Below are 20,769 nucleotides of genomic sequence, written 5' to 3'. Positions count from 1 at the left end.
GCTCGAACTCGACGGTGGCGCGGACGCGGCCGAGCCGCGCCAGCTCGGCGGGGTCGCCGGTCAGCTTCGCGGCCCGCGCGGCGAGGTCGTCCGCCTCGGCGGGCCGTCCGGCGTGCAGGAGCATCGTGGCCGCCGCGCCCAGCCGCACGGCCCGCGCCTCGGGGGCGGGGGTCAGCTCCGCCGCTTGGACATGGAGCGACGCCGCGACCGCGTAGCCGGTGCGGTCCTGCGCGCGCTCCGCGGCCGCGTCGAGTTCGGCGGCGACGTCCTCGTCCGGTGCCATGGCGGCCGAGGCCCGGTGGCGGACGCGGCAGTCCGCGCTGTCGGCGGAGTCCGCCAGGGCCTGGTGGACGGTGACGCGCTCCGCCACGACGGCCCCGTGGTAGGAGGCGGTCCGGATCAGCGGATGGCGGAACGTGATCGTGCGGCCGTCGACCGCGACCAGCCCGGCCCGCTCGGCGGGCTCCAGGTCGGCGAGCCCGACGCCGAGCTCGCGGGCGGCGGCGAGCTGGGTCGGCATGTGCCCGCGCCCCTCGGCGGCGGTGATGAGCAGCATCAGCCGCGTCCGGTCCGGGAGCGCGGCGATCTGGGCGCGGAAGGCGGCGACCACCCGGTCGGCGACGGGCAGCGGGCGGGACCCGTCGGGCAGCGGGCGGAGGCCGCTCGACCGCCGGGCGCCCGCGCCGAACTCCAGCAGCGCGAGCGGGTTGCCGTCCGACTCGCGGATCACCCGGTCGCGCAGGTCGGCGGGCAGGTCGCGGGCGGCGAGCAGCCGCTCGGCGTCGCCGCGCTCCAGCCGGTCGAGGCGCAGCTCGGGCAGGCCCGTGCCGGGGAACCCCTCGTCCCGCGCGGCGAACAGCATGACGACGCCCTCGGCCGCGAGCCGCCGCGCCGCGAACAGCAGCGCCTCGGTGGTCGCGGTGTCGAGCCACTGCGCGTCGTCCACCAGGCAGAGGACGGGGCCGTGCCCGTTCGCGCCGTCGGCGAGGTCGGCGAGCAGCGTCAGGACGGCGAGGCCGGTGGTGAAGCGGTCCCGCGCGCCGCCGGGGCTCCCGGCCGGGGCGCCCTCGCCCGCGCCGGCCGGGTCGAGGGCGGCGGACAGCGCCCGCGCCTGCGGGGCCGGGAGGTCCGCCAGCCGCTCGCGGACGGGCCAGAGCAGCTGGCTCAGCCCGGCGAACGCGACGCCGGACTCCGTCTCGATCCCGGTGACGCGCAGGACGTGCGCCGGCCCGTCCGCCGCCCGGTCGAGAAGCGCCGACTTGCCGATCCCGGCCTCGCCGCGCAGCACGAGGGCGCCGCTGCGCCGGTCGTCGCGCGCCGCGGCGAGCAGCGCGGCGATCCGCGCCTGTTCGGTGTTCCGCCCGTAGAGCACGCATCCAAACTACGGGGCCGAAGTACCGAAGCCTTACCGATTCGCTTGCACGGCCGTCCACCTAGCTTCGTGACCAGCGAGAAGGCAACTAGGAGGACGTCGTGGACGAACTGTTCCAACCGCTGTCGGCCGGGAAGCTCGAACTGCCGAACCGCCTCGTGATGGCGCCGATGACCCGGAGCCGCGCCGGGGAGGCCGGCGAGGTGACCGAGCTGACCGTCGAGTACTACACGCAGCGCGCCGGCGCCGGATTGATCGTCACCGAGGCGGTGCAGCCGAGCGTGGGCGGCCAGGGGTACATCTGGACGCCGGGCCTGCACACGGACGGGCAGGTGGCGGCGTGGCGGGCCGTCACGGGCGCCGTCCACGCCAAGGGCGGCCGCATCTTCGCCCAGCTGATGCACGGGGGGCGCGTCGGCCACCCCTCCCTCTACCCGGACGGCAGGCTGCCCGTGGCGCCGTCGCCGATCGCCTCGGGTGGGAAGCTGTTCACCCCGGACGGGCTGCTCGACCACCCCGAGCCCCGCGAGATGACCCTGGACGACATCACGCGGACCGTCCAGGACTTCGCGGACGCCGCCACCAACGCGATCGAGGCCGGATTCGACGGGATCGAGCTGCACGGCGCGAACGGCTATCTGATCCACCAGTTCCTCGGCGACGGGAGCAACCGGCGGACCGACGCCTACGGCGGCACGGTCGAGAACCGGGTGCGGTTCGGCGTGGAGGTCGCGGCGGCGGTCGCGGACGCCATCGGGCCCGAGCGCGTGGGCTTCCGGATGTCGCCGGGCAACGCCGCGAACGGCGTCACCGAGAGCGACACCCCGGAGCTCTACTCGGCGCTGATCGCCGGGCTCGCCCCGCTCGGCCTCGCGTACGTGCACGTCCTGGAGACCGGGAACCGGGACGCCACCGAGCGGATCCGCGCCGAGTGGCCGGGCGCGCTGATCCTCAACCCGCACCCGACGCCCGGCTCCTTCCCGGCCTCGCCGGAGGACGGCGCCGCGGCGCTCCGCGACGGCGTGGCGGACGCGGTGGCGTTCGGCACCCTCTGGCTCGCCAACCCCGACCTGCCCGCCCGGATCAAGGCCGGCGGGCCGTACAACGAGGCCGACCCGGACCGCTTCTACGGCGGCGACCACCGCGGCTACACCGACTACCCCGCGTTGAACGCGTGACGACGCGCGCGCGGTGAGGGCCCCGCACCAGGCGGATGGTGCGGGGCCCTCGTGCGCGCGGCGCCCGGACGGGACGTCCGGCGCGCCTCCCGGTCAGTAGCCGGGGCGGACGGCGCCGTGGAAGTTGCGCTTGTAGTAGCTGTTCAGCTTGATCTTCTTGACCCGCTTGCCGGAGCTGGGCGCGTGGATCATGTAGCCCTTCCCGACGTAGATGCCCATGTGGGTCCGGCCGCCGTAGAAGAAGAGCAGGTCGCCCTTGACGGCCCCCTTCCAGGACACCTTGTACTTGACCGCCTTGTAGATCTGCTGGGTCGTCCGGGGCAGCTTCACGCCGGCCTTGCGCCAGGACGTCCCGGCGAGGCCCGAGCAGTCCCACGCGTTGGGGCCGGTGGCGCCGTAGCGGTACCGGTCGCCGATCTGCTTGTAGGCGTACTTCACGGCGGCGGCGGCGCGCTTCTTCTGCTTCGCCTTCCGCGCCGCGGAGATCTTCGCCGCCGCCGTCAGCGTCGCCGCACTGGCCTTCTGCGGCGGTGCCGCGGCCTCGGCCGGCGCCGCGGCGACGAGGAGCGAGGCTCCGAGCGCCGCCGTCGTGGTGAGCGCGGCGCCGCCGGCGAGGGACGTGCGGACGAAACCGGACTTCAGGGTGGTTCGGGGGGTATGCAGGATGACTCCAGTACTCGCGGGTGGTGCCTGCCGGGCAGCCGTCACCGCGGGCGGGGGTCCGCTCGGGGTTCGGGATGCGGCGGGCGCGGGGTCCCGGCGCCAGGGGGCGCCGCGGGTCGCGACCGCTTCCGGCTCCGTGCCTCATGGCTGCACGGATTCGGCGATCGACGGCGGCTTCTTCGGCGGTGACCCGTCACCGGGACGGTCCGGGCCTCGGTGGCCGGTCCGTCCGGGACGCGCCCCGGCCGCGCACGGTGGTGCAAGGGGGTCGTGCAGGGGTCGTGCGAGGGGAGGCCGGTGCGGCACCGCTGCCGCGCGTCGAGATGCGTGTTCTGTTATCGATGCGGCGATTCGAGCCGCATGAACCGGGCAGGAACGTAGCCAGACTTCCGAGCCGCTGGCAAACGCCGGAACGGTTCCGGGAGCTGGACGGCTGTCCGATTCCGGGAGCGGATCAACGCTCTGCCTGGGCAAATCAGGCAGATCCGGACCTCGTTGTGATGTGGCTCACATTATCGCCGGAAAGGGGAAATCGACCCCTGGACGGCGGTCTCACGGTGAGGAAGTCATGGCGTCGCGGTGACGTCCTTTTCGAGGTTTTCGGGGTTCGAACACGGTGACCGATGAAGATCGTGAAGCCTCAGGTCAGGGTGATCTCGATCTCGTCGAACAGGCGCACTCGCGGCAGGGTCCGGTGGCGTTGTTCGAGTCGAAGAACCGAATTCCGCACGTTCGGAGAACGTGATCGCCGGGCTCGCGCATTTACCGGGTTGTGATACCGGCCACAGTGTTCCGTGATGCACCGAGGTGTGTCGTTCACGCCACAACGCGGAGCGGATGTCCGCTATCGGATGAATCGGTGGACGCGCTCGCGTGGCCGGACCCGGCAAGGCGGCGGCGCCGATTCCGCTGCCGATCACGGTTGTGTCACCGCGCTCACTTTCCGTGGAGTGGAGCAGGCCGGCGCCTCGCCCGACGTCCCGCCGCGCCTCTCGTCCGGCGCCTCGCCCGAGGTCTCGTCCGGTGGTGCGGCGCCCCTGCGGAGTTGCCGGTTCCGGTCATACGCGGGCATTGACGTCCGTCCCCGTTCCACCTGTAGTGCGAGAGAGATCACTGTCCGGCCACCGGAGGGAGACCCCGTGTTCGGCAGGTCCGGCAGGCCGCGCGCCGCCCGCGCGCTGTCCGCGCTCACCGTGGCGGCCGCCGCCGCGCTGACCGCCGCCCTCACCGGCCAACCCCTCGCCACCGCCGCCGTCCCGGGGGGCGCCCACGCGACCGGTTCCGGTCCCGCGACCGCCAAGTTCCCGCCCGGGTTCCTGTGGGGCGTGGCCACGTCCGGCTTCCAGGGCGAGGGGTCGTTCCCTGACAGCAACTGGACGCGGTACGTCGAGCGGAGGGCGACCGGGGTCACCGATCCGTACAACGACTCCGTGGACTTCCGGCACCGCTATCCCGCCGATCTGGCCCTGGCGCGCGAGCTCGGCGCCAAGGTGTTCCGGACCTCGATCGAGTGGGCGCGCGTCGAGCCGCGCCGGGGCGTCCGGGACGCCGGCGCGCTCGCGTACTACGACGACCTCGTCCGCCGGATCAGGGCCGCCGGGATGCGTCCGATGATCACGCTGGACCACTGGGTGTATCCGGGCTGGGTCGCCGACCAGGGTGCCTGGGACGACCCGCGCACGCAGGACGACTGGCTCCGCAACGCCCGGTTCCTGGTGGACCGCTACAAGCGCCAGGGCGTCATCTGGATCACCTTCAACGAGGCCAGTGCCTACCTCTACAAGGAGCTGGTCACCCGTCCGATGAACCCGGCCCAGCTCGCGACGATGCGCACGGCCCTGGTCAGGACGCACCGCGCCGCCTACGACATGATCCACAAGGTGGACCCGGGCGCGCCCGTCTCGTCCAACGTGGCCTACGGGACGGTCTTCAACGGCATCTTCGACGCCGCGCTCTTCAACGACGTGACGGACAAGCTCGACTTCGTCGGCATCGACTACTACTACGGCGCCAACCTGGAGAACTTCAGCGCCGCCTACGCCCTGACCGGCGAGTTCTGGAGGATCGACCCGGAGCCGGAGGGGCTCTACTACGTCCTCAAGAACTACCAGCGGAGGCTTCCCAGGCTGCCGCTGTACATCGTCGAGAACGGCATGGCCACGGACGACGGAAAGCCGCGGCCGGACGGCTACACGCGCACCGACCACCTCCGCGACCACCTCTACTGGGTGCAGCGGGCGATGGCCGAGGGCGTGAAGGTGGCGGGCTACAACTACTGGAGCCTCACCGACAACTACGAGTGGGGCAGCTACCGCCCCCGCTTCGGCCTCTACACGGTGGACGCGCTGACCGATCCGGCGCTGGCGCGGCGCCCGACCGACGCCGTCGCGACCTACCGCTCGATCATCGCGAACCGCGGCGTGCCGTCCGGCTACGTGCCGGTGCGCAGGCCCGGCTGGTGCTCGATCGAGGACCCGATCGCGACCTGCCTCGGGACGACCCCGACTCCGCCCGCCGGGTACCGGCTCCCGGGATGATGCCCGGGATCGGGTGAACACTCCCGCTCTCCGCCTCTGGAATGAATATCATTTTCATGGCACGCTGAGGTCGTGCCCGGCTCCCGCGCCGTCCCGTCCCGTTCGGGGCACCGGCGATCGGCGGCCGGCGGTCCGTACCCGGTGAGAGGAGAACGGTCATGTCCCTGACGGTCGACGATCGGCTGCTGGAGAAGGCGCGCGCCGGCGAGGTGGACGACGCGTCGTTCGTCGCGTGCGTCCGCGATTCGCTGCCCTACGCCTGGGAGGTCATCGGCGACGTCGTCGCCCGCATGCGCGACGGCGGGACCGGGTTCGCCGACAACCGGACGCCGCCGCCGGACGAGCGGGCCCGCGGCCAGCTGCTGCGCGTCCTCGCCAGCGACGCGATGCGCGGCGCCCTGGAGCGGCACTTCGGCGTCCGGCTCGCGTTCCAGAACTGCCACCGCGTCGCGGCGTTCGACCTCGCCGCCGAGGACGCCCGCGCCCGCCACGAGCGGTTCGTGTCGCCGCGCGCGCAGCTGCTGAACCAGTCCCCGGACCTCGTCGACTGCTGACCCGCCCGCCCGTCCGCCGCGGGACGAGGGAAGTCCAAAAGTTCGACGCGTCTTTGGCGATCGTTGAATGACCCGGCGCTCGACGGGTACCGCCCTCGGCGACCGACGACGACCAGGAGAACGCGTGGGAATTGTGGACACCGAATCAAGAACGGCTTCGTCGGGGGCCGTCGGCGGTGCCGCCGTGCCGGACCCGGAGAACTCCGGTTCGGGCGGCACCGCGGACGGCCTCCTGCTGACTCTGAAGCGCGCCGCCGCGGCCTTGCAGGAGGCCGGGGTCGGGTTCGCGCTCGCGGGCGGATTCGCCGCGTACGCGCACGGTGCGGCCGTGTCCACCCACGACGTGGACTTCCTGGTCCGCGAGCGGGACGTCCCGGCGGCGCTGGAGGCGCTGGAGAACGCCGGCATGCGGCACGTGGACAGTCCCGAGAACTGGCTCGCGAAGGCCTACGACGGTGACCACCTGATCGACCTGATCCACTCCCCGGCCGGGCGTCCGGTCCGGGAGGACCTGTTCACGCGCGCGGAGGACCTGTCGGTCGGAGCCGTGTTCATGCCGGTCCTGCCCGCCACCGACCTGGTCGTCATGCGGCTGCTCGCGTTCACCGAGACGGCGTGCGACTTCAGCGGCTTCCTGCACGTGAGCCGGGCGCTGCGCGAGCAGGTGGACTGGGAGTCGGTCGCCGAGCAGACCGCCGAGTCCCCGTACGCCTACGCGTTCCTGACCCTGCTGACCCGGCTCGGCGTGATCGACGGGGCCGGTGCGATCGAAGGGCCCGGCGCAGGGGGAGGGCCCGCCGCGACCGAAGGGGGCGCCCCGTGACCGACGAGGCGACGTACCTGCCCGCCCACATCCAGGAGAGGCTCGCGGCGGAGGCCCACGAGCTCGGCATCCACGTCGACGTCCGCGGCGACATGGTGCACCTGCGCGGGGAGGTCATCAGCGAGGAGCGGAAGCAGGCGGTCGAGGAGGCGGCGCGCGGCGCCGCGGGAGGCCGCAAGATCTGCAACGAGGTGTCCGTCGTCCCGGTGCGCGAGCCGGACGTGGAGGAGAGGCTCACATGATCCGTGTCGCGGCGGCGGGGGACCTGCACGTCGGCCCGGAGGTGGCCGGGCTCTACCGGGAGCGGCTGTCCGGCCTGGCCGACCAGGCGGACGTGTTCCTGGTGGCCGGCGACCTGACCCGGCACGGCACCGTCGAGGAGGGACGGGTCGCGGCGGGCGAGCTGCGCGACCTCGGCCTCCCGGTGATCACCGTGCTCGGCAACCACGACTACCATTCCGACGCCGAGGAGGAGATCACCGAGGTGCTGCGGAACGCGGGCATCACCGTGCTGGAGGGTGATGGAACGGTCCTGGACTGCCACGGGATCCGGGTCGGCGTCGCGGGCGGCAAGGGGTTCGGCGGCGGCTTCGAAGGCAAGTGCGCGAGCGACTTCGGCGAGCCGGAGATGAAGGAGTTCGTCCGGCACACCAAGGACTTCTCGGCCCGGCTCGGCAGCGCCCTGCTCGGGCTCGACGCCGACGTCCGGATCAGCCTGACGCACTACTCGCCGGTGGACGACACGCTCGAAGGCGAACCGCTGGAGATCTACCCCTTCCTCGGCAGCTACCTGATCGGCGAGGCCGTCGACGCGGCGGACGTCGCGCTGGCGATCCACGGGCACGCCCACAAGGGCAGCGAGAAGGGCCTGACGAAGGGCGGCGTCCGCGTCCGGAACGTGGCCCTGCCGGTGATCCAGCACGCCTACGCGCTCTACTGCCTGGACCCCGAGGGAACTCTCGCGGGCGAGCGTGAGGACCGGGTCGAGGAGAGCGTCTCGGCTTGGTGACCCGCCGCTCCGCTGCGAACGGCCCGCTCCATTCATGGAGCGGGCCGTTTCGGTTTTCGGGCGTCTACAGCGTTCCGTTGCGGAGGAGGTCCAGGACGGCCTGCTCGACCGGGCCCTGGGTCGCGAGCTCGCCTTCGGCGGCGTCGACGCCGAGCTTCGTCAGGGCGGGCGCGATCGTCTCGCCCTCCTCGTACAGGTCGATGATGCGCGGGTCGATGTAGGAGGCGCGCGCCACCGCCGGGGTGTTCCCCAGGTACGACGCGACCTCCTTGACGACGCGGACGACGGCCCGGTTCCGCGCGGTGTCGCTGGTGCCGGCGCGGACCGAGACGGCGAGCCCCACGGCGGCGAGGACGGTCGCGTGCCACGTCCGGAAGTCCTTCGCGCTGAAGTCGCCGGCCGTGACCTCCCGGATGAACTCGTTGATGTCGGACGTGGTGACGTCGTGCCAGCCGTCCCGCGTCCGGTAGGCGAGGAGTTCGGGGGACTCGTCCTTGCGGCGCATCAGCCCGGTGACGACCTTGCAGACGTCCTCCTCGGCGACGGACCGGTGCAGCTCCTTCGAGCCCTTCGCCGGGTACTCGAAGGTCACCTCGCCGCGCCGGCACGTGACGTGCTCCCGCAGGACGGTCGCCAGCCCGAACGTGCCGTTCTCCGCCGCGTACGCCTCCCCGCCGATGCGGAAGAAGCCGAGGTCGATCAGCCGGACGGCGGCCGACAGCACCCGCTCGCGCCCGTAGCCGCGTCCGGTGAGGTGGTCCGCGATCGTCGCCCGCACCTTGGGGAGCCGCTCGGCGAGTTCGAGCACGTGCTCGTGCTTCTGCCGGTCCCGCTGCTCCCGCCACAGGTCGTGGTAGAGGTACTGGCGGCGGCCGGCGGCGTCGGTGCCCATCGCCTGGATGTGGCCGTGGGGGTCGGGGCAGATCCACACGTCCCGCCAGGCGGGCGGGATGACCAGCGCCTTGATCCGCGCCTTCGCCGCCGGGTCGTCCAGCGGGCCGCCGTCGGTACCGAGGTAGCTGAAACCCTTCCCGCACCTGCGCCGGCCGTAGCCGGGCTCCGAGGGGTCGCTGCGCGTCAGTTCCATAGGTCCGCTCAGCCGGGGTGGATCTCGCCGCCGGCGGGCACCAGCGTCTGGCCGGTGTAGTACGACGACGTCCGGTTCGCCGCGAAGAAGACGTAGGACGGGGCGATCTCGTCGGGGTCGGCGGCGCGCCCCATCGGCGTCTGCTCGCCGAAGCCCTCGACCTTCTCCTCGGGGAACGTGGCGGGGATCAGCGGGGTCCAGACCGGGCCGGGCGCGACGCAATTGACCCGGATCTGCCGGTCCATGAGGTTCTGCGCGAGGGAGGACGCCAGGATCATCGCCGCGGCCTTGCTGGCCGAGTAGTCGATCAGCGTCTTGTTGCCGCGCAGGCCGTTGATGGACCCGGTGATGATGATCGACGAGCCGGGGCCGAGGTGGTCGAGGGACTGCTGGACGGTCCAGAACAGCGCGAACACGTTGACGTCGAACGTCCGGCGGAGCTGCGCGCCGTCGATCTCGCGGAGGTCCTGCACGGGCTGCTGCGTGCCGTGGTGCAGGACGAGCACGTCCAGCCCGCCGAGGTCGCGGACGGCCTGCTCGACGGTGTCCCGGCAGTGCCGCTCCTCGGCGAGGTCGCCGCCGATCGTGACGCAGCGGCGGCCCGCGGCCTCGACGAGCCCCGCGGTGTGGCGGGCGTCGTCGTCCTCGTCGAGGTAGGCGATGGCGACGTCGGCGCCCTCCTTCGCGAACGCCACCGCCACGGCGCGTCCGATGCCGGAGTCGCCGCCGGTGATCAGTGCCCGGCGCCCCTCCAGGAGGCCGCTCCCGGTGTAGTCGCGCATCTCGTCGCGCGGCTCGGGCGACATCTCCCCCGTACGGCCCGGGTAGGGCTGGGTCTGGGGAGGAGGTTGGCTCATGTCCGTCCCTTCGTTCGGATCCTTACGGCGGGTGCCCGAAGCCGGAAGAGGCAAACATCCCCGTATTGTGACTCCTGAGTAACATCGCGCCCCGGCAATCCGGCGGGGCGTGAGCAGAACGCGGGTTGACGTCTGGGTAACATCATCCCGAACCACATTCGGTCCCTCACGTAAGGTGCTGCTTATGGACCTGAACGGAGTTTCCGCCGTCGTATCCGGTGGCGCGAGCGGCCTCGGTGAGGCCACCGTCCGCGCGCTGGCCGCCGAAGGCGCCAAGGTGGTCGTCGCCGACCTGAACGAGGACAAGGGCAAGGCCCTCGCCGACGAGATCGGCGGCGTCTTCGTCAAGACGGACGTGTCGAACGAGGAGCAGGTGCAGGCCGCCGTCCAGGCCGCCGTCGACACCGGCGCCCCGCTGCGCGTCATCGTCAACAGCGCCGGCATCGGCTGGGCCTCGCGCACCGTCGGCCGCGACGGCACCCCGCACGACCTCGGCCAGTACGAGACCGTGATCCGGGTCAACCTGATCGGCACCTTCAACCTCATGCGCATCGGCGCCGCCGCCATCTCCAAGACCGAGCCGGCGGACGCGGACGGCGCCCGCGGCGTGGTGATCAACACCGCGTCCATCGCCGGCATCGAGGGCCAGACCGGGCAGGTCGCCTACTCCGCGTCCAAGGGCGGCATCATCGGCATGACGCTGCCGGCCGCGCGCGACCTCGCCGCGATCGGCGTCCGGGTCAACACCATCTGCCCCGGCATCATCGACACCCCGATCTACGGCGAGGGCGAGGCCGCCGAGGCCTTCAAGGCCAAGCTGGCCGCCCCCGTCCCCTTCCCGAAGCGCATGGGCAAGGCGTCGGAGTTCGCCCACCTGGTCAAGTCGCTCATCGAGAACGACTACATCAACGGCGAGACGATCCGTTTCGACGGCGGCATCCGCTTCCAGCCGAAGTGAGGCACTGAATGACCGACGCCCCTCAGACCGATGACGCCGTCCTCACCGAGGAGGACGGCGCGGTCCTCGTCATCACGATCAACCGCCCCGAGGCCCGCAACGCCGTCAACGGCGCCGTGGCCAAGGGGATCGCGGCGGCGCTGGACGAGCTCGACTCCCGTAAGGACCTGTCGATCGGCGTCCTCACCGGCGCCGGCGGCACGTTCTGCGCCGGCATGGACCTCAAGGGCTTCCTGACGGGCGACAACCCCATCGTCGAGGGCCGCGGCTTCGCGGGCATCGTCGAGCGCCCGGCCGCCAAGCCGCTGATCGCCGCCGTCGAGGGCTACGCCCTGGCCGGCGGCTGCGAGGTCGCGCTGGCCTGCGACATGATCGTCGCGTCCCGGGAGGCCCAGTTCGGGCTGCCCGAGCCGAAGCGCGGTCTCGTCGCGGCGGGCGGCGGCCTGCTGCGGCTGCCGCGCCGGATCCCGTTCCACATCGCCATGGAGATCGCCCTCACCGGCGACAAGTACCCGGCCGAGCGGATGGCCGAGCTCGGCTTCGTCAACCGGCTCGCCGAGCCGGGCGGCGCGCTCGCCGCGGCGAAGGAGCTGGCCCTGAAGGTCGCCGAGAACGCCCCGCTGGCGCTCGCGGCGACCAAGAAGGTCATCGTCGAGTCCGCCGAGTGGTCCGCCGAGGAGGCGTGGAAGAAGCAGAGCGAGATCACTCTGCCCGTCTTCACCTCCAAGGACGCCCAGGAGGGCCCGGCCGCCTTCGCCGAGAAGCGCAAGCCGAACTGGAAGGGCGAGTAGCCGCGAGGCGAGCCGTTCCAGCGAGCAGCACTCTTGTGGACGCCCGGAGCCGGTCGGCTCCGGGCGTCCTCGTGTCCGCGCGGCCTGATCCGGCCGTCCGGAAAGAGGCCCTTACCGTCGAGTAAGTCTTCCCGTACCCTTGCCCCTGCGCTCAACGATCTTGGGAGAGGGACGCATGCGGAGAAGAGCGGTGCCGTCGGCGGTCACGGCCCTCGTGACCGGCCTCGCCTGCGGCACGGTCCTGACGGCCGCTCCCGCGCGGGCCGCCGCCTGGACGGATGTCCCCAGCCCCGCCCTGGCCTACAACGGCAGCCTCGACCGGATCGACTACGGCGCGGCGAACGCCGGATGGGCCGTCGGGTCCGCCGGCTCGATCTTCGGCCCGGAGGCCAGGATCGTCCGCTGGAACGGGTCGTCCTGGACCGCCCAGACCAGCCCGGTCGGGTTCACCCCCGTCGACGTGGCCGCCGCGGGCGCGGGCAAGGCCTGGATCGTCGGCTGGAACCTCGGCGGCACCGTCTCCCTGTACTGGAACGGCACCGCCTGGACCAAGGTCGACTATCCGCTCGTCGGCATGCCGAACCAGGTGTCCGCCGCGCCCGACGGCACCGCCTACTCCATCGCCGGGCTCGACCCGGCGTCCGGCGGTCCGAGCGCGATCCTGCGCTGGACGGGCACCGGGTGGGTCGACCCCGTGGTCCCGCTTCCGGCTTCGTCGTCCATCACCGCGCTGGACGTCAAGTCGGCGAACGACGTCTGGCTCGCCGGGACCACGGCCGCCTCCGGCAACTCCGTCGCGGGAATCCTGATGCGCTGGGACGGCGCGTCCTGGACGAAGATCGACGTTCCCGGGTCCATGGGCGTCCCCGCCTACCAGGGCACGCTGCACCGGATCGTCGTGAACTCGCCGACGGACGTCTACGTCCTGCGCGTCCGGCAGAACGCGCAGATCACCAACGCGCTGCTGCACTACGACGGGACGTCCTGGACGACGATAGGCACGCCCCTGAACGTCGCCGGCGTCGGCCTGTCGTCCGACGGCGCGAACGGCGTGGTCATGCTCCCGATCACCACGGGCGCGAACACCCAGTACATGCACTACGACGGGACGTCCTGGAGCACCCTCGGCGGCCCCTCGCGCAGCGGCACCGTGCAGGCCGCCGACGCGGACGCCCGTCCCGGCACGTCCACCGTCACCAGCGCGGGCACCGCCTCCGCCGCAAATAAGGTCCCGTTCCTGGAGTCCTTCAACTGAGCCATCCCCCCGCAACGCCCGTCCCGCCCACCCCTCCCTACGGGACGGGCGTTGCCTTGTCCGGGGTCCTCCGCTGGATCCACCCGGCCGGGCTCAGGCGCGATCCAGCCAGACGGTCTCGCCGTGAGGTTCGACGGTGAGCCCGAAGCGTGTGATGTCCGGACATCCGCGTTCCCTCCACCACGCGTAGGCGGCCTCGACCTCGTCCCAGAGGCGGCGTGCTCCGCACTGGTAGACCTCCGCCTCGTCGTGTCCGGAGAACACCGCGGCCCATGACCGTTCACTCACCGAGTAGAGCCACGCGGTGCCCGTCTCGCTCGCGGCGAAGACGGCATCGGGCACGCGCAGCCCCACGATGAACGCGGCGGCGCCGTCCACGTCCTGGACGCGCAGCTTGGTCGTCGACTGGACCGTCCCGTCCGGCCACGTTCCGGTATCCGGCAGATAGTCGATCGGGGGCGGCCAGGTGAGGCGCTCCGGCCGCGACTGCATGACCTCGGCCGGCCGCGTGAAGGCACCCGACGCCGTCCCGTCCCCCTGCACGACGAGCCGGACGACGGCCCCCCGCCGTACGAACCCCGTCCGCCACGGGACCACGATCACGCTGCCCGCCACCGTCTGCTCCATCCAGGCGGCCGGAATCCGCAGGACGCCGTAGGCGCAGTGGATCCGATCGTAAGGGCCCCTTTCGGCCCATCCCTTGGCACCGTCCCCGGTGACGATCTCCGTGCCGACACCGGCGGCCCGGAGCCGCTTCCGCGCGGCACGGGCCATGGCCGGGTCGAGTTCGACTCCCACCACGTTGCCCTCGCCCGCCACCGCCGTGAGCAGGGCGGCCGTCCATCCCGTCCCGGCTCCGACGTCCAGGATCCGCTGGCCCGGCTCGGGCCCCAGATCGGCGAGCATCCCGGCCACCAGCGAGGGCTCGGACGCCGTGGACGTGGCCAGGATGCCCGGCGCCCGCCCGGCATGCCGCCCGTCGTCCCACTGGGTCACGACCGGCACGTCCGCCGACGCCCGGCCGAGCCATCCCGCGGGGTCCTCGCCGCGGTCGAAGGCCCGGAACCGGCCGCGGCGGTCCTGCGCCCAGATGAGGTCGGGCAGGAACAGGGTCCGCGAGATCCCCAGACTGGGAGACACCATTACCGCTCCCGCATTCCCCTCCTGGACGGGGCGCCCTGGCCTGGCCTGCGCGGCCGCGGCCGCTCCGACCGAGACGTGCTGTCCTTCCCCAAGGTGATCACTCCCCAGGCTGCTCGGTTCCCTCGCCTCCCTCCGCACCGCTCGCGGCGAAGAGTGACGGCACGTTCGCTCAACGTACGTACGCAACGGCCAAATGACATGAAAGCGAGCCCAACAGAGCGCCTCCGCACGCACTGGAACGTCCTCGAACGCATCAGGACGCGCGCCGGCGAGCCGCCGACCGACCTGGGACGTCAGTCCCAGCGGGAGGAGCGCTGGCGCTTGATGCTGGAGCGGCGCTTCTTGTTCTCCAGGCGGCGCTCGTTGATGCCTCGGGGCACCTTCTTGGGGATCCGCTTCTTCGGCGGCGGCGCGGTGGCGTCGGCGAGGATCGTCGCGAGGCGGGAGCGGGCCGCGTCGCGGTTGCGCTGCTGGGAGCGGTACTCCTCCGCGCGGATCGTGAGGACGCCGCGGACGAGGCGTCCGGCGAGGCGTTCGAGGGCGCGGGAGCGGTAGGGCTCGGGGAGGGACGGGGACCCGGCGACGTCGAAGGAGAGCTCGGCGGCGGTCGCGCTGGTGTTGACGTGCTGCCCGCCCGGACCCGAGGAGCGGGAGAAGCGCCAGCCGAGCTCGGACTCCGGGATGGAGATCGAGCCGCGGACGTGGATCTGGTCGGACATGGGGTCGATTATCCCCGTCCGGCGGCGATCATGTCGTCCCGTTTTCGGCGCGGGCCGGGTGGCGACGAATGCAAGTACTTACTTACACTGATCGCCATGAGCGAAGGCTTGTTCCAGGACGGCGACCTCATCCGCCTCATCACGCGGGAGGGCGCGCTGATCGCGGCGGGCGGGGCCGCCTCGCTGCTCCAGACCGCGCATCCCAAGGTCGCCCAAGGCGTGTACGACCACAGCTACACGGCGGAGGACCCGCTGCGGCGGCTCCGCAACACCATGGGCTGGCTCTACACGGTCCAGTTCGGGACGAAGGACGAGGCCGAGACGGTGAGCGCCCTCGTCACGCGGGGCCACGACAAGGTGACCGGGCCCGGCTACGAGGCGAACGACCCGGAGCTCCAGGTGTGGGTCGCGGCGACGCTGTTCGCGGTGGCCGCGCAGTTCTACCAGCTGCTGTTCCGGCGGACGTTCGACGAGGGGGAGCTGGAGGAGTTCTACCAGCAGACCAAGGTCTACGCGACGATCCTCGGATGCCCGGAGGAGCGGTTGCCGGGCACGTACCGGGAGTTCCGCGTCTACTACGCGGACATGCTCCAGAGCCTGAGGATCTCGGACGCGTCGCGGGCGATCGCGGAGCAGGTGCTGTGGCCGAAGATGCCGGGCGGGCTCGTGGCGGCGCCGGGGTTGGCGGCGATCCGGCTGCTGACGGCGGGGCTGATGCCCGCGCCGATCCGGGAGCAGTACGGCTGGAAGTGGGACGCCGCGCGGGAGCGGCGGTTCCGGCTGCTGGTGGGGGTGCTGGCGATGGTGTATCCGCGCCTGCCGCTGCGGGTGCGGACCTTCCCGCGCGACTACTACATGGCCGCGACGCGCAAGATGCTGACCAAGCTCAAGCCGCGACGGGTCGCCCCTGCCGCGGAACAGGTCGCGTAGGCGTGTGGAACGGCTGCGTAAGCGCGGACGGGTCGCGTAAGCGCGGACGGGGACGGGTCGCGTAGGCGCAGAACAGGTCGCGTGAGCGTGGAACGGCCGCGTGTCCGGGGGGACACGCGGCCGTTCGGCGAGGTCCTTCCCAGCCCGGCCCGGCCCGGGAGGGACCTCTTCACCGGCGGTCGCCGCCCGTCCGCCCGCTCCCCCCAGAGCATGGCCGGACGGCTCCCGCCGGAGTCTCACACCGAGGCGCTCGCGATGATCTTGTCCGCGGCCTTCTTCGCCTCGTTGATCGGGATCGCGAAGCCGACGCCGATGTTGCCCGAGCTGCTGCCCGAGGTGGCGATCGCGGAGTTGACGCCGATCACCTGGCCCGCCGCGTTGACGAGGGCTCCGCCGGAGTTGCCCGGGTTGATGGCGGCGTCGGTCTGGATCGCGTTCTTGATGACGGTCTGCTGCTGCTGGGAGAGCCGCCCGCGCAGGCCCGGCGGGAGCTGCTGGTCGTCACCGCCGGAGTCGCCCTCCTGGATCTCGCGGCCGAGGGCGCTGACGATGCCCGAGGTCACCGAGCCGTCCAGGCCGAGGGGGCTGCCCATGGCGAGGACCTGGTCGCCGACGGCGAGCGCGTCGCTGTTGCCGAGCGTCGCGGGCTTCAGGCCGGAGACGCCCTGGGCCTTGATCACGGCGATGTCGTTGGCGGTGTCGGCGCCGAGCACGCGGGCCTGGGCGGTCTTGCCGTCGCTGAACTTGACGGCGACCTGCTGGGCGCCCGAGACGACGTGCGCGTTGGTCAGGATCACGCCGTCCGATCGGAGGATGACGCCCGAGCCCGTCCCGCTGCCCTGCTGGGACGTCGTCTGCACCGAGACGACGCTCGGCTGGACGGCCGCGGCGACCTGGGCGATCGTGCCCGCCTTGGCGGAGGCCCCCGAGACGGCCGTGGGGCTGGAGTAGACGGTGCGGTCGCCGGCCACGGCGATCGCGGTGGCCGCGCCGACGCCGCCGGCGGCCACGGCCAGCGCGAGCGCGGCGCCCACGGCGGCGAGCCTGCGGCGGGCCGTGCCGAGCGGGTGCCGGCGGAAGGGCTCCTGGCCCGCGGGTTCGGCGGCGGACCAGGGGCCGGGGCCGTACGGCGGCTGTCCAGACGAGCCGGGCCCGGCGGGCCCCGCGGGCCCGGCGGGCTGCTGCGCGATGCGCGGGTTCTCGTCGGGGTGTCCGGTGAGCGGCTGCTCACCCGTGGGCGTTCCCTGCCACGGGTGCCGCTGCCCGTAGGCGGGCTGCGGGGAACCGTGGGGAACGAAGTCCGGTCGCTGCGGCTCGTAAGGCTGCGGCTCCCAGGGCTGGTGACGCTCTGGCCGGTCGGCGCTCATGTCTTCCCCCTGTCGGTCTGTCACTAGAGAGAATGCGTCCCGGGCCTGCACCCCGCCTGGATCGAACCTGAAAGTGTGCTGAACGCGCTGGAGGCATGAAAAAACCGCGGCCGAGGGGGCGTGCGGCGGTCGCCCCCTCGGCCACGGTGCCCGGGGAAGTTGGCCAGGGCACACATTCCCGGCCCCCGTCGGGGCCAGGCCGCGCCCTGTGGCCACCACCCAAGCGGATCTTCCTGAACGGAACCTGAACGCGCCCGCAGAGATCGCCCAGGGGCGCTAGTCGGGATCCAGGGGGAGGAGGACGCGGAAGGTCGCGCCCTCGCCGGGGGCCGAGTCGACCTCGACGGTGCCGTCGTGCGCGGCGACCAGCGCGGCGACGATGGCGAGGCCGAGGCCGGTGCCGCCGTCCTCGCGGGAGCGGGACGCGTCGGCGCGGTAGAAGCGCTCGAAGACGCGGTCCGCCTGGTCGGGGGACAGGCCGGGGCCCTGGTCGGCGACCTCGACCGCCGCGGCCCGGACGCCGCGCAGCGTGCCCGGCTTCAGCCGGACGTCGACCGGCGTGCCGTCCGGGGTGTGCGCGATGGCGTTGGCCAGCAGGTTGCCGAGGACCTGCCGCAGGCGCGGCTCGTCCCCCCGCACCTGGTAGGCGAGGCCGCCCTCGACCGAGAGCTCGATCTCGCGGGCGGGGGCGAGGACCCGCGCCTCCTGGACGGAGTCGGCCGCGACGGCGAGCAGGTCGACGGGGCGCCGCTCGATCGGGCGCTGCCGGTCGAGCCGGGCGAGCAGCAGGAGGTCCTCGACGAGCAGGCCCATCCGCGCCGCGGTCTCCTCGATGCGGCCGATCAGCCGGCCGAGCTCCTCGGGGGTGCGGGCCGCGCCCTGCCGGTAGAACTCGGCGAAGCCGCGGATCGCGGTGAGCGGGGTGCGGAGCTCGTGGCTGGCGTCGGCGACGAAGCGGCGCATCCGCTCCTCCGAGCGCCGGGCCGTCTCCTCGGAGCGGCGGGCCGCGGCCTCGGACTCGGCGCGGGCGCCGAACGCCGCCTCGATCTGGGCGAGCATCGCGTTCAGGGACCGGCCGAGCCGCCCCACCTCGGTCGCCGGGTCCGCCTCGGGGACGCGGCGGGACAGGTCCCCGGCCGCGATCGCCCCCGCGGTCGTCTCGATCGCCGACAGCGGGCGCAGGCTGGCGCGCACCACCCACACGCCGAGGACGACGAGGACGGCGAGCACGAGCAGCCCGACGATCACGTCGATGGCGACGAGCCGTCCGACGGTGCGGTCGACCTCGGCCATGCTGAGCGCAAGGACGAGCGAGCCGCCGCCCGGGACCGGCTCGGCGACGACGCGCCACGAGGTGCCGCCGCCTCCGCTGCCGGACGCGGTGAACGGCTCGTCGAACCGGCGTTCCAGATTCGACGGCAGCTTCGGGCTGCCCGGCACCTGCTGCGCGGTCTCCTGCTCCAGCGGGCGGCCGGAGGGATCGCGGACCTGGAGCCACATCTCGGCCGGGATGCGGACGTTGATGTTGTCCCGCCCGAGCTGCTGGACGACCTGCACCACCGCGCGGTCCGCGGAGGCGCGGAGCTGGTCGTCGGCGCGGCCGACGAGGTAGGCGCGCAGCACGGACGCGCCCGCGGCGCTCATCACCGTCATGCCGAGGGTGACGAGGACGAGCATGCCGGCGATCAGCTTGACCCGCAGCGGGGTCCGCTCCCACAGGGTCGCGGGACGCCAGGACGCCGGAACCGGCGCGCCCATCAGCCCGCGGTCGGGGGCTCGCGCAGCACGTAGCCGACGCCGCGCAGCGTGTGGATGAGCCGCGGCTCGGTGTTGTCGACCTTGCGGCGCAGCGCGGACACGTACGACTCGACGATCCCCGCGTCGCCCCGGAAGTCGTAGTTCCACACGTGGTCGAGGATCTGGGCCTTCGACAGGACGCGCCCCGCGTTGGCCATGAAGTAGCGCAGCAGCTTGAACTCGGTCGGCGAGAGCTGGACGGCCCGGCCGCCGCGCCACACCTCGTGGCTGTCCTCGTCGAGCTCGACGTCCGCGAAGACCATCCGCGCCGGCGGCTCGGCCGCGCCCCCCTTGAACCGCCGCAGGACCGCCCGGATCCGGGCGATGACCTCCTCCAGGCTGAACGGCTTGGTGACGTAGTCGTCCCCGCCGATCGTCAGGCCCTTGATGCGGTCCTGGACCGCGTCCCGCGCCGTCAGGAACAGCACGGGCGTGTGGTCGCCGCCGGACCGCAGCCGCCGCGCGACGTCGAACCCGTCGATGTCGGGCAGCATGACGTCCAGGACGATCAGGTCCGGGCGGTGCCGCCGGGCGGCCTGCACGGCGTCGGCGCCGTTGGTCGCGGTGAGCACCTCGAAGCCGGTGAAGCGCAGGCTCCCGGCGAGCAGCTCCAGGATGTTCGGCTCGTCCTCGACGACGAGCAGCGTCGCCTCGGCGGTCCGGCCGCCGGGGTTCGCCGTCCGATCAACCACTGACACGGTCCCCCTCCACAATCACCGCAGAGGCTGTCATACCAACCTGAAAGCCCCCTGAACGTCTCCGGAGGATCCCCGGAGCGCGCGCGGTGATTCCGGCCGGTCGGTGGAGATGCCGGATCAGCGGTTCGCGGGTCAGCGGTTCAGGGCGCGGATGGCGCGCATGGCCTCGCGGCGCGCGTCGCCGGACAGGACGTCGATGTAGACGTCGCCGTTCAGGTGGCCGCACTCGTGCTGGAGGCAGCGGGCGAAGTACCCGGTCCCCTCGACGCGGACGGGCTTGCCCTTCACGTCCACGCCCTCGACGACGGCGTGGGCGTAGCGGGGGGTCGGGAAGTTCATGCCCGGGACGGACAGGCAGCCCTCCGGCTCGACCAGCAGCTCGCCGTCGGCCGCCACCAGCACGGGGTTGACGACGTGGCCGACGTTCCGGCGGCCGCGGTCGTCCTTGCAGTCGTAGACGAACGCCCGCAGGCCGACGCCGACCTGGTTGGCGGCGACGCCGGCGCCGTCCTCCTCGTACATGGTGATGAACATGTCGTCGATGAGGCGTTCGAGCGCCGCGTCGAACGTCCGCACCGGATCGCACCCGGTGCGCAGGACCGGGTCGCCGAGGAGCCGGATCGGGCGGGCGGTCCCGCGGCGCTCGCCGCGGCGGCCGGCGGCCGCGGGGGTCTTCTTGCTCACGCCGGAATCCTATAGAAACGCCGGCATGGTGCGCTTTCGTGCACCATGCCGGCGGTGTGCGTGCCGGGGCCGGGTGAGCCGGTCAGTTCTGGCCGGGCTCGACGGGGCCGCGCGGGACCTGCGGCGGGACGGCCGGGCCCGACGGACCAGACGAACCCGACGAGCCGGACGGGCCCGGGCCGTCGGAGTCGTCCAGCGGCGGGCGCGGGGACTTGGCGGCCGGTGACGGCTGCGGCGGGATCTGCGGCGCCGGCCCGTCGGACGCGGACGGCTCGGGCTCGGGCTTCCGCAGCGCCGGGTTGCTCGCCGGGACGCCCGGCGCCACGGGCGCGGCCTGGGCGGGCCTG

Annotated in this window: 20 protein-coding genes and 1 pseudogene; 10 read left to right on the top strand and 11 right to left on the bottom strand. The window is 72.8% G+C overall.

All coding sequences use genetic code 11. The annotated features are described in order from the left end of the window. A partial coding sequence (locus E1300_RS34900) for an AAA family ATPase (RefSeq protein WP_165503128.1) occupies positions 1 to 1,372 on the bottom strand: 1,372 nt, incomplete at its 3' end. Positions 1,373 to 1,473: 101 nt separating this feature from the next. Between E1300_RS34900 and E1300_RS34895 the strand changes: the two genes are divergently transcribed. Then, the gene (locus tag E1300_RS34895; RefSeq protein WP_131761380.1) at positions 1,474 to 2,550 is read left to right on the top strand and encodes an alkene reductase; all 1,077 of its coding nucleotides are present in this window, start codon (positions 1,474 to 1,476) and stop codon (positions 2,548 to 2,550) included. A 93-nt stretch (positions 2,551 to 2,643) separates the two neighbouring features. Here the strand turns inward: E1300_RS34895 and E1300_RS34890 are convergent, their stop codons facing one another. Then, positions 2,644 to 3,258, bottom strand: a complete 615-nt coding sequence (locus E1300_RS34890; RefSeq protein WP_242619577.1) for a C40 family peptidase — start codon at positions 3,256 to 3,258, stop codon at positions 2,644 to 2,646. Positions 3,259 to 4,352: 1,094 nt separating this feature from the next. On the opposite strand from E1300_RS34890, the gene E1300_RS34885 reads away from it, so the two are divergent. The 5 genes from E1300_RS34885 to E1300_RS34865 all read left to right on the top strand — a co-directional run bounded on the left by E1300_RS34885 (position 4,353) and on the right by E1300_RS34865 (position 8,136). Beyond that, positions 4,353 to 5,750, top strand: coding sequence for a glycoside hydrolase family 1 protein (locus E1300_RS34885; RefSeq protein WP_242619576.1), 1,398 nt, complete (start codon positions 4,353 to 4,355; stop codon positions 5,748 to 5,750). A 158-nt stretch (positions 5,751 to 5,908) separates the two neighbouring features. After that, the gene (locus E1300_RS34880) at positions 5,909 to 6,304 is read left to right on the top strand and encodes an SCO5389 family protein (RefSeq protein WP_131761379.1); all 396 of its coding nucleotides are present in this window, start codon (positions 5,909 to 5,911) and stop codon (positions 6,302 to 6,304) included. Between the two features lie 124 nt (positions 6,305 to 6,428). Next, entirely contained in the window at positions 6,429 to 7,127 is a 699-nt protein-coding gene (locus E1300_RS34875) for a nucleotidyltransferase family protein (RefSeq protein ID WP_242619575.1), read from the top strand. Beyond that, positions 7,124 to 7,369, top strand: coding sequence for a BON domain-containing protein (locus E1300_RS34870; protein WP_131761377.1), 246 nt, complete (start codon positions 7,124 to 7,126; stop codon positions 7,367 to 7,369). The genes E1300_RS34875 and E1300_RS34870 overlap by 4 nt, the downstream gene beginning before the upstream one ends. Beyond that, positions 7,366 to 8,136 carry a metallophosphoesterase family protein gene (locus tag E1300_RS34865; RefSeq protein ID WP_131761376.1) on the top strand — a complete coding sequence of 257 codons (771 nt, stop codon included), beginning with the start codon at positions 7,366 to 7,368 and terminating at the stop codon, positions 8,134 to 8,136. Before E1300_RS34870 ends, E1300_RS34865 begins: the two co-directional genes overlap by 4 nt. A 64-nt stretch (positions 8,137 to 8,200) precedes the next feature. Here E1300_RS34865 and E1300_RS34860 read toward each other — a convergent pair whose 3' ends face one another. Further along, the gene (locus E1300_RS34860) at positions 8,201 to 9,223 is read right to left on the bottom strand and encodes a DNA topoisomerase IB (protein ID WP_131761375.1); all 1,023 of its coding nucleotides are present in this window, start codon (positions 9,221 to 9,223) and stop codon (positions 8,201 to 8,203) included. 8 nt (positions 9,224 to 9,231) lie between these two features. Further along, positions 9,232 to 10,080: an SDR family oxidoreductase gene (locus tag E1300_RS34855; RefSeq protein ID WP_131761374.1), complete on the bottom strand. Its 849-nt coding sequence runs from the start codon at positions 10,078 to 10,080 to the stop codon at positions 9,232 to 9,234. A gap of 184 nt (positions 10,081 to 10,264) precedes the next feature. On the opposite strand from E1300_RS34855, the gene E1300_RS34850 reads away from it, so the two are divergent. The 3 genes from E1300_RS34850 (at position 10,265) to E1300_RS34840 (ending at position 13,084) form a co-directional block, all read left to right on the top strand. After that, on the top strand, positions 10,265 to 11,038 hold the full coding sequence (locus E1300_RS34850; protein WP_131761373.1) for an SDR family oxidoreductase: 774 nt from the start codon (positions 10,265 to 10,267) through the stop codon (positions 11,036 to 11,038). 8 nt (positions 11,039 to 11,046) lie between these two features. After that, positions 11,047 to 11,829 (top strand): crotonase/enoyl-CoA hydratase family protein, encoded by a 783-nt coding sequence (locus tag E1300_RS34845; protein ID WP_131761372.1) that lies wholly within the window; start codon positions 11,047 to 11,049, stop codon positions 11,827 to 11,829. A 175-nt stretch (positions 11,830 to 12,004) separates the two neighbouring features. After that, a complete protein-coding gene (locus tag E1300_RS34840; protein ID WP_131761371.1) occupies positions 12,005 to 13,084 on the top strand; it encodes a hypothetical protein in 1,080 nt (359 codons plus the stop codon). Between the two features lie 93 nt (positions 13,085 to 13,177). Here the strand turns inward: E1300_RS34840 and E1300_RS34835 are convergent, their stop codons facing one another. Beyond that, a complete protein-coding gene (locus tag E1300_RS34835; RefSeq protein ID WP_131761370.1) occupies positions 13,178 to 14,227 on the bottom strand; it encodes a methyltransferase domain-containing protein in 1,050 nt (349 codons plus the stop codon). A 293-nt stretch (positions 14,228 to 14,520) separates the two neighbouring features. After that, positions 14,521 to 14,946: an alternative ribosome rescue aminoacyl-tRNA hydrolase ArfB gene (gene arfB / locus E1300_RS34830; RefSeq protein WP_131761369.1), complete on the bottom strand. Its 426-nt coding sequence runs from the start codon at positions 14,944 to 14,946 to the stop codon at positions 14,521 to 14,523. A gap of 96 nt (positions 14,947 to 15,042) precedes the next feature. Between arfB and E1300_RS34825 the strand changes: the two genes are divergently transcribed. Then, the gene (locus E1300_RS34825) at positions 15,043 to 15,876 is read left to right on the top strand and encodes an oxygenase MpaB family protein (RefSeq protein ID WP_131761368.1); all 834 of its coding nucleotides are present in this window, start codon (positions 15,043 to 15,045) and stop codon (positions 15,874 to 15,876) included. 236 nt (positions 15,877 to 16,112) lie between these two features. Here E1300_RS34825 and E1300_RS34820 read toward each other — a convergent pair whose 3' ends face one another. From E1300_RS34820 to E1300_RS50510, 5 genes and pseudogenes are all read right to left on the bottom strand, one after another. Beyond that, entirely contained in the window at positions 16,113 to 17,243 is a 1,131-nt protein-coding gene (locus E1300_RS34820; RefSeq protein WP_131761367.1) for a S1C family serine protease, read from the bottom strand. A 276-nt stretch (positions 17,244 to 17,519) separates the two neighbouring features. Beyond that, positions 17,520 to 19,001, bottom strand: coding sequence for a sensor histidine kinase (locus tag E1300_RS34815; RefSeq protein ID WP_131761366.1), 1,482 nt, complete (start codon positions 18,999 to 19,001; stop codon positions 17,520 to 17,522). Continuing rightward, the gene (locus E1300_RS34810; protein WP_131761381.1) at positions 19,001 to 19,732 is read right to left on the bottom strand and encodes a response regulator transcription factor; all 732 of its coding nucleotides are present in this window, start codon (positions 19,730 to 19,732) and stop codon (positions 19,001 to 19,003) included. The genes E1300_RS34815 and E1300_RS34810 overlap by 1 nt, the downstream gene beginning before the upstream one ends. A 138-nt stretch (positions 19,733 to 19,870) precedes the next feature. Continuing rightward, the gene (gene def, locus E1300_RS34805) at positions 19,871 to 20,422 is read right to left on the bottom strand and encodes a peptide deformylase (protein ID WP_131761365.1); all 552 of its coding nucleotides are present in this window, start codon (positions 20,420 to 20,422) and stop codon (positions 19,871 to 19,873) included. Between the two features lie 82 nt (positions 20,423 to 20,504). Beyond that, positions 20,505 to 20,769, bottom strand: a pseudogene (locus tag E1300_RS50510) (hypothetical protein); the annotation flags it as partial.

The sequence above is a fragment of the Actinomadura fibrosa genome (genome assembly GCF_900659615.1).
GTDB classification, from domain to species: domain Bacteria; phylum Actinomycetota; class Actinomycetes; order Streptosporangiales; family Streptosporangiaceae; genus Spirillospora; species Spirillospora fibrosa.
This window is presented reverse-complemented; position numbering and strand designations above follow the sequence as displayed.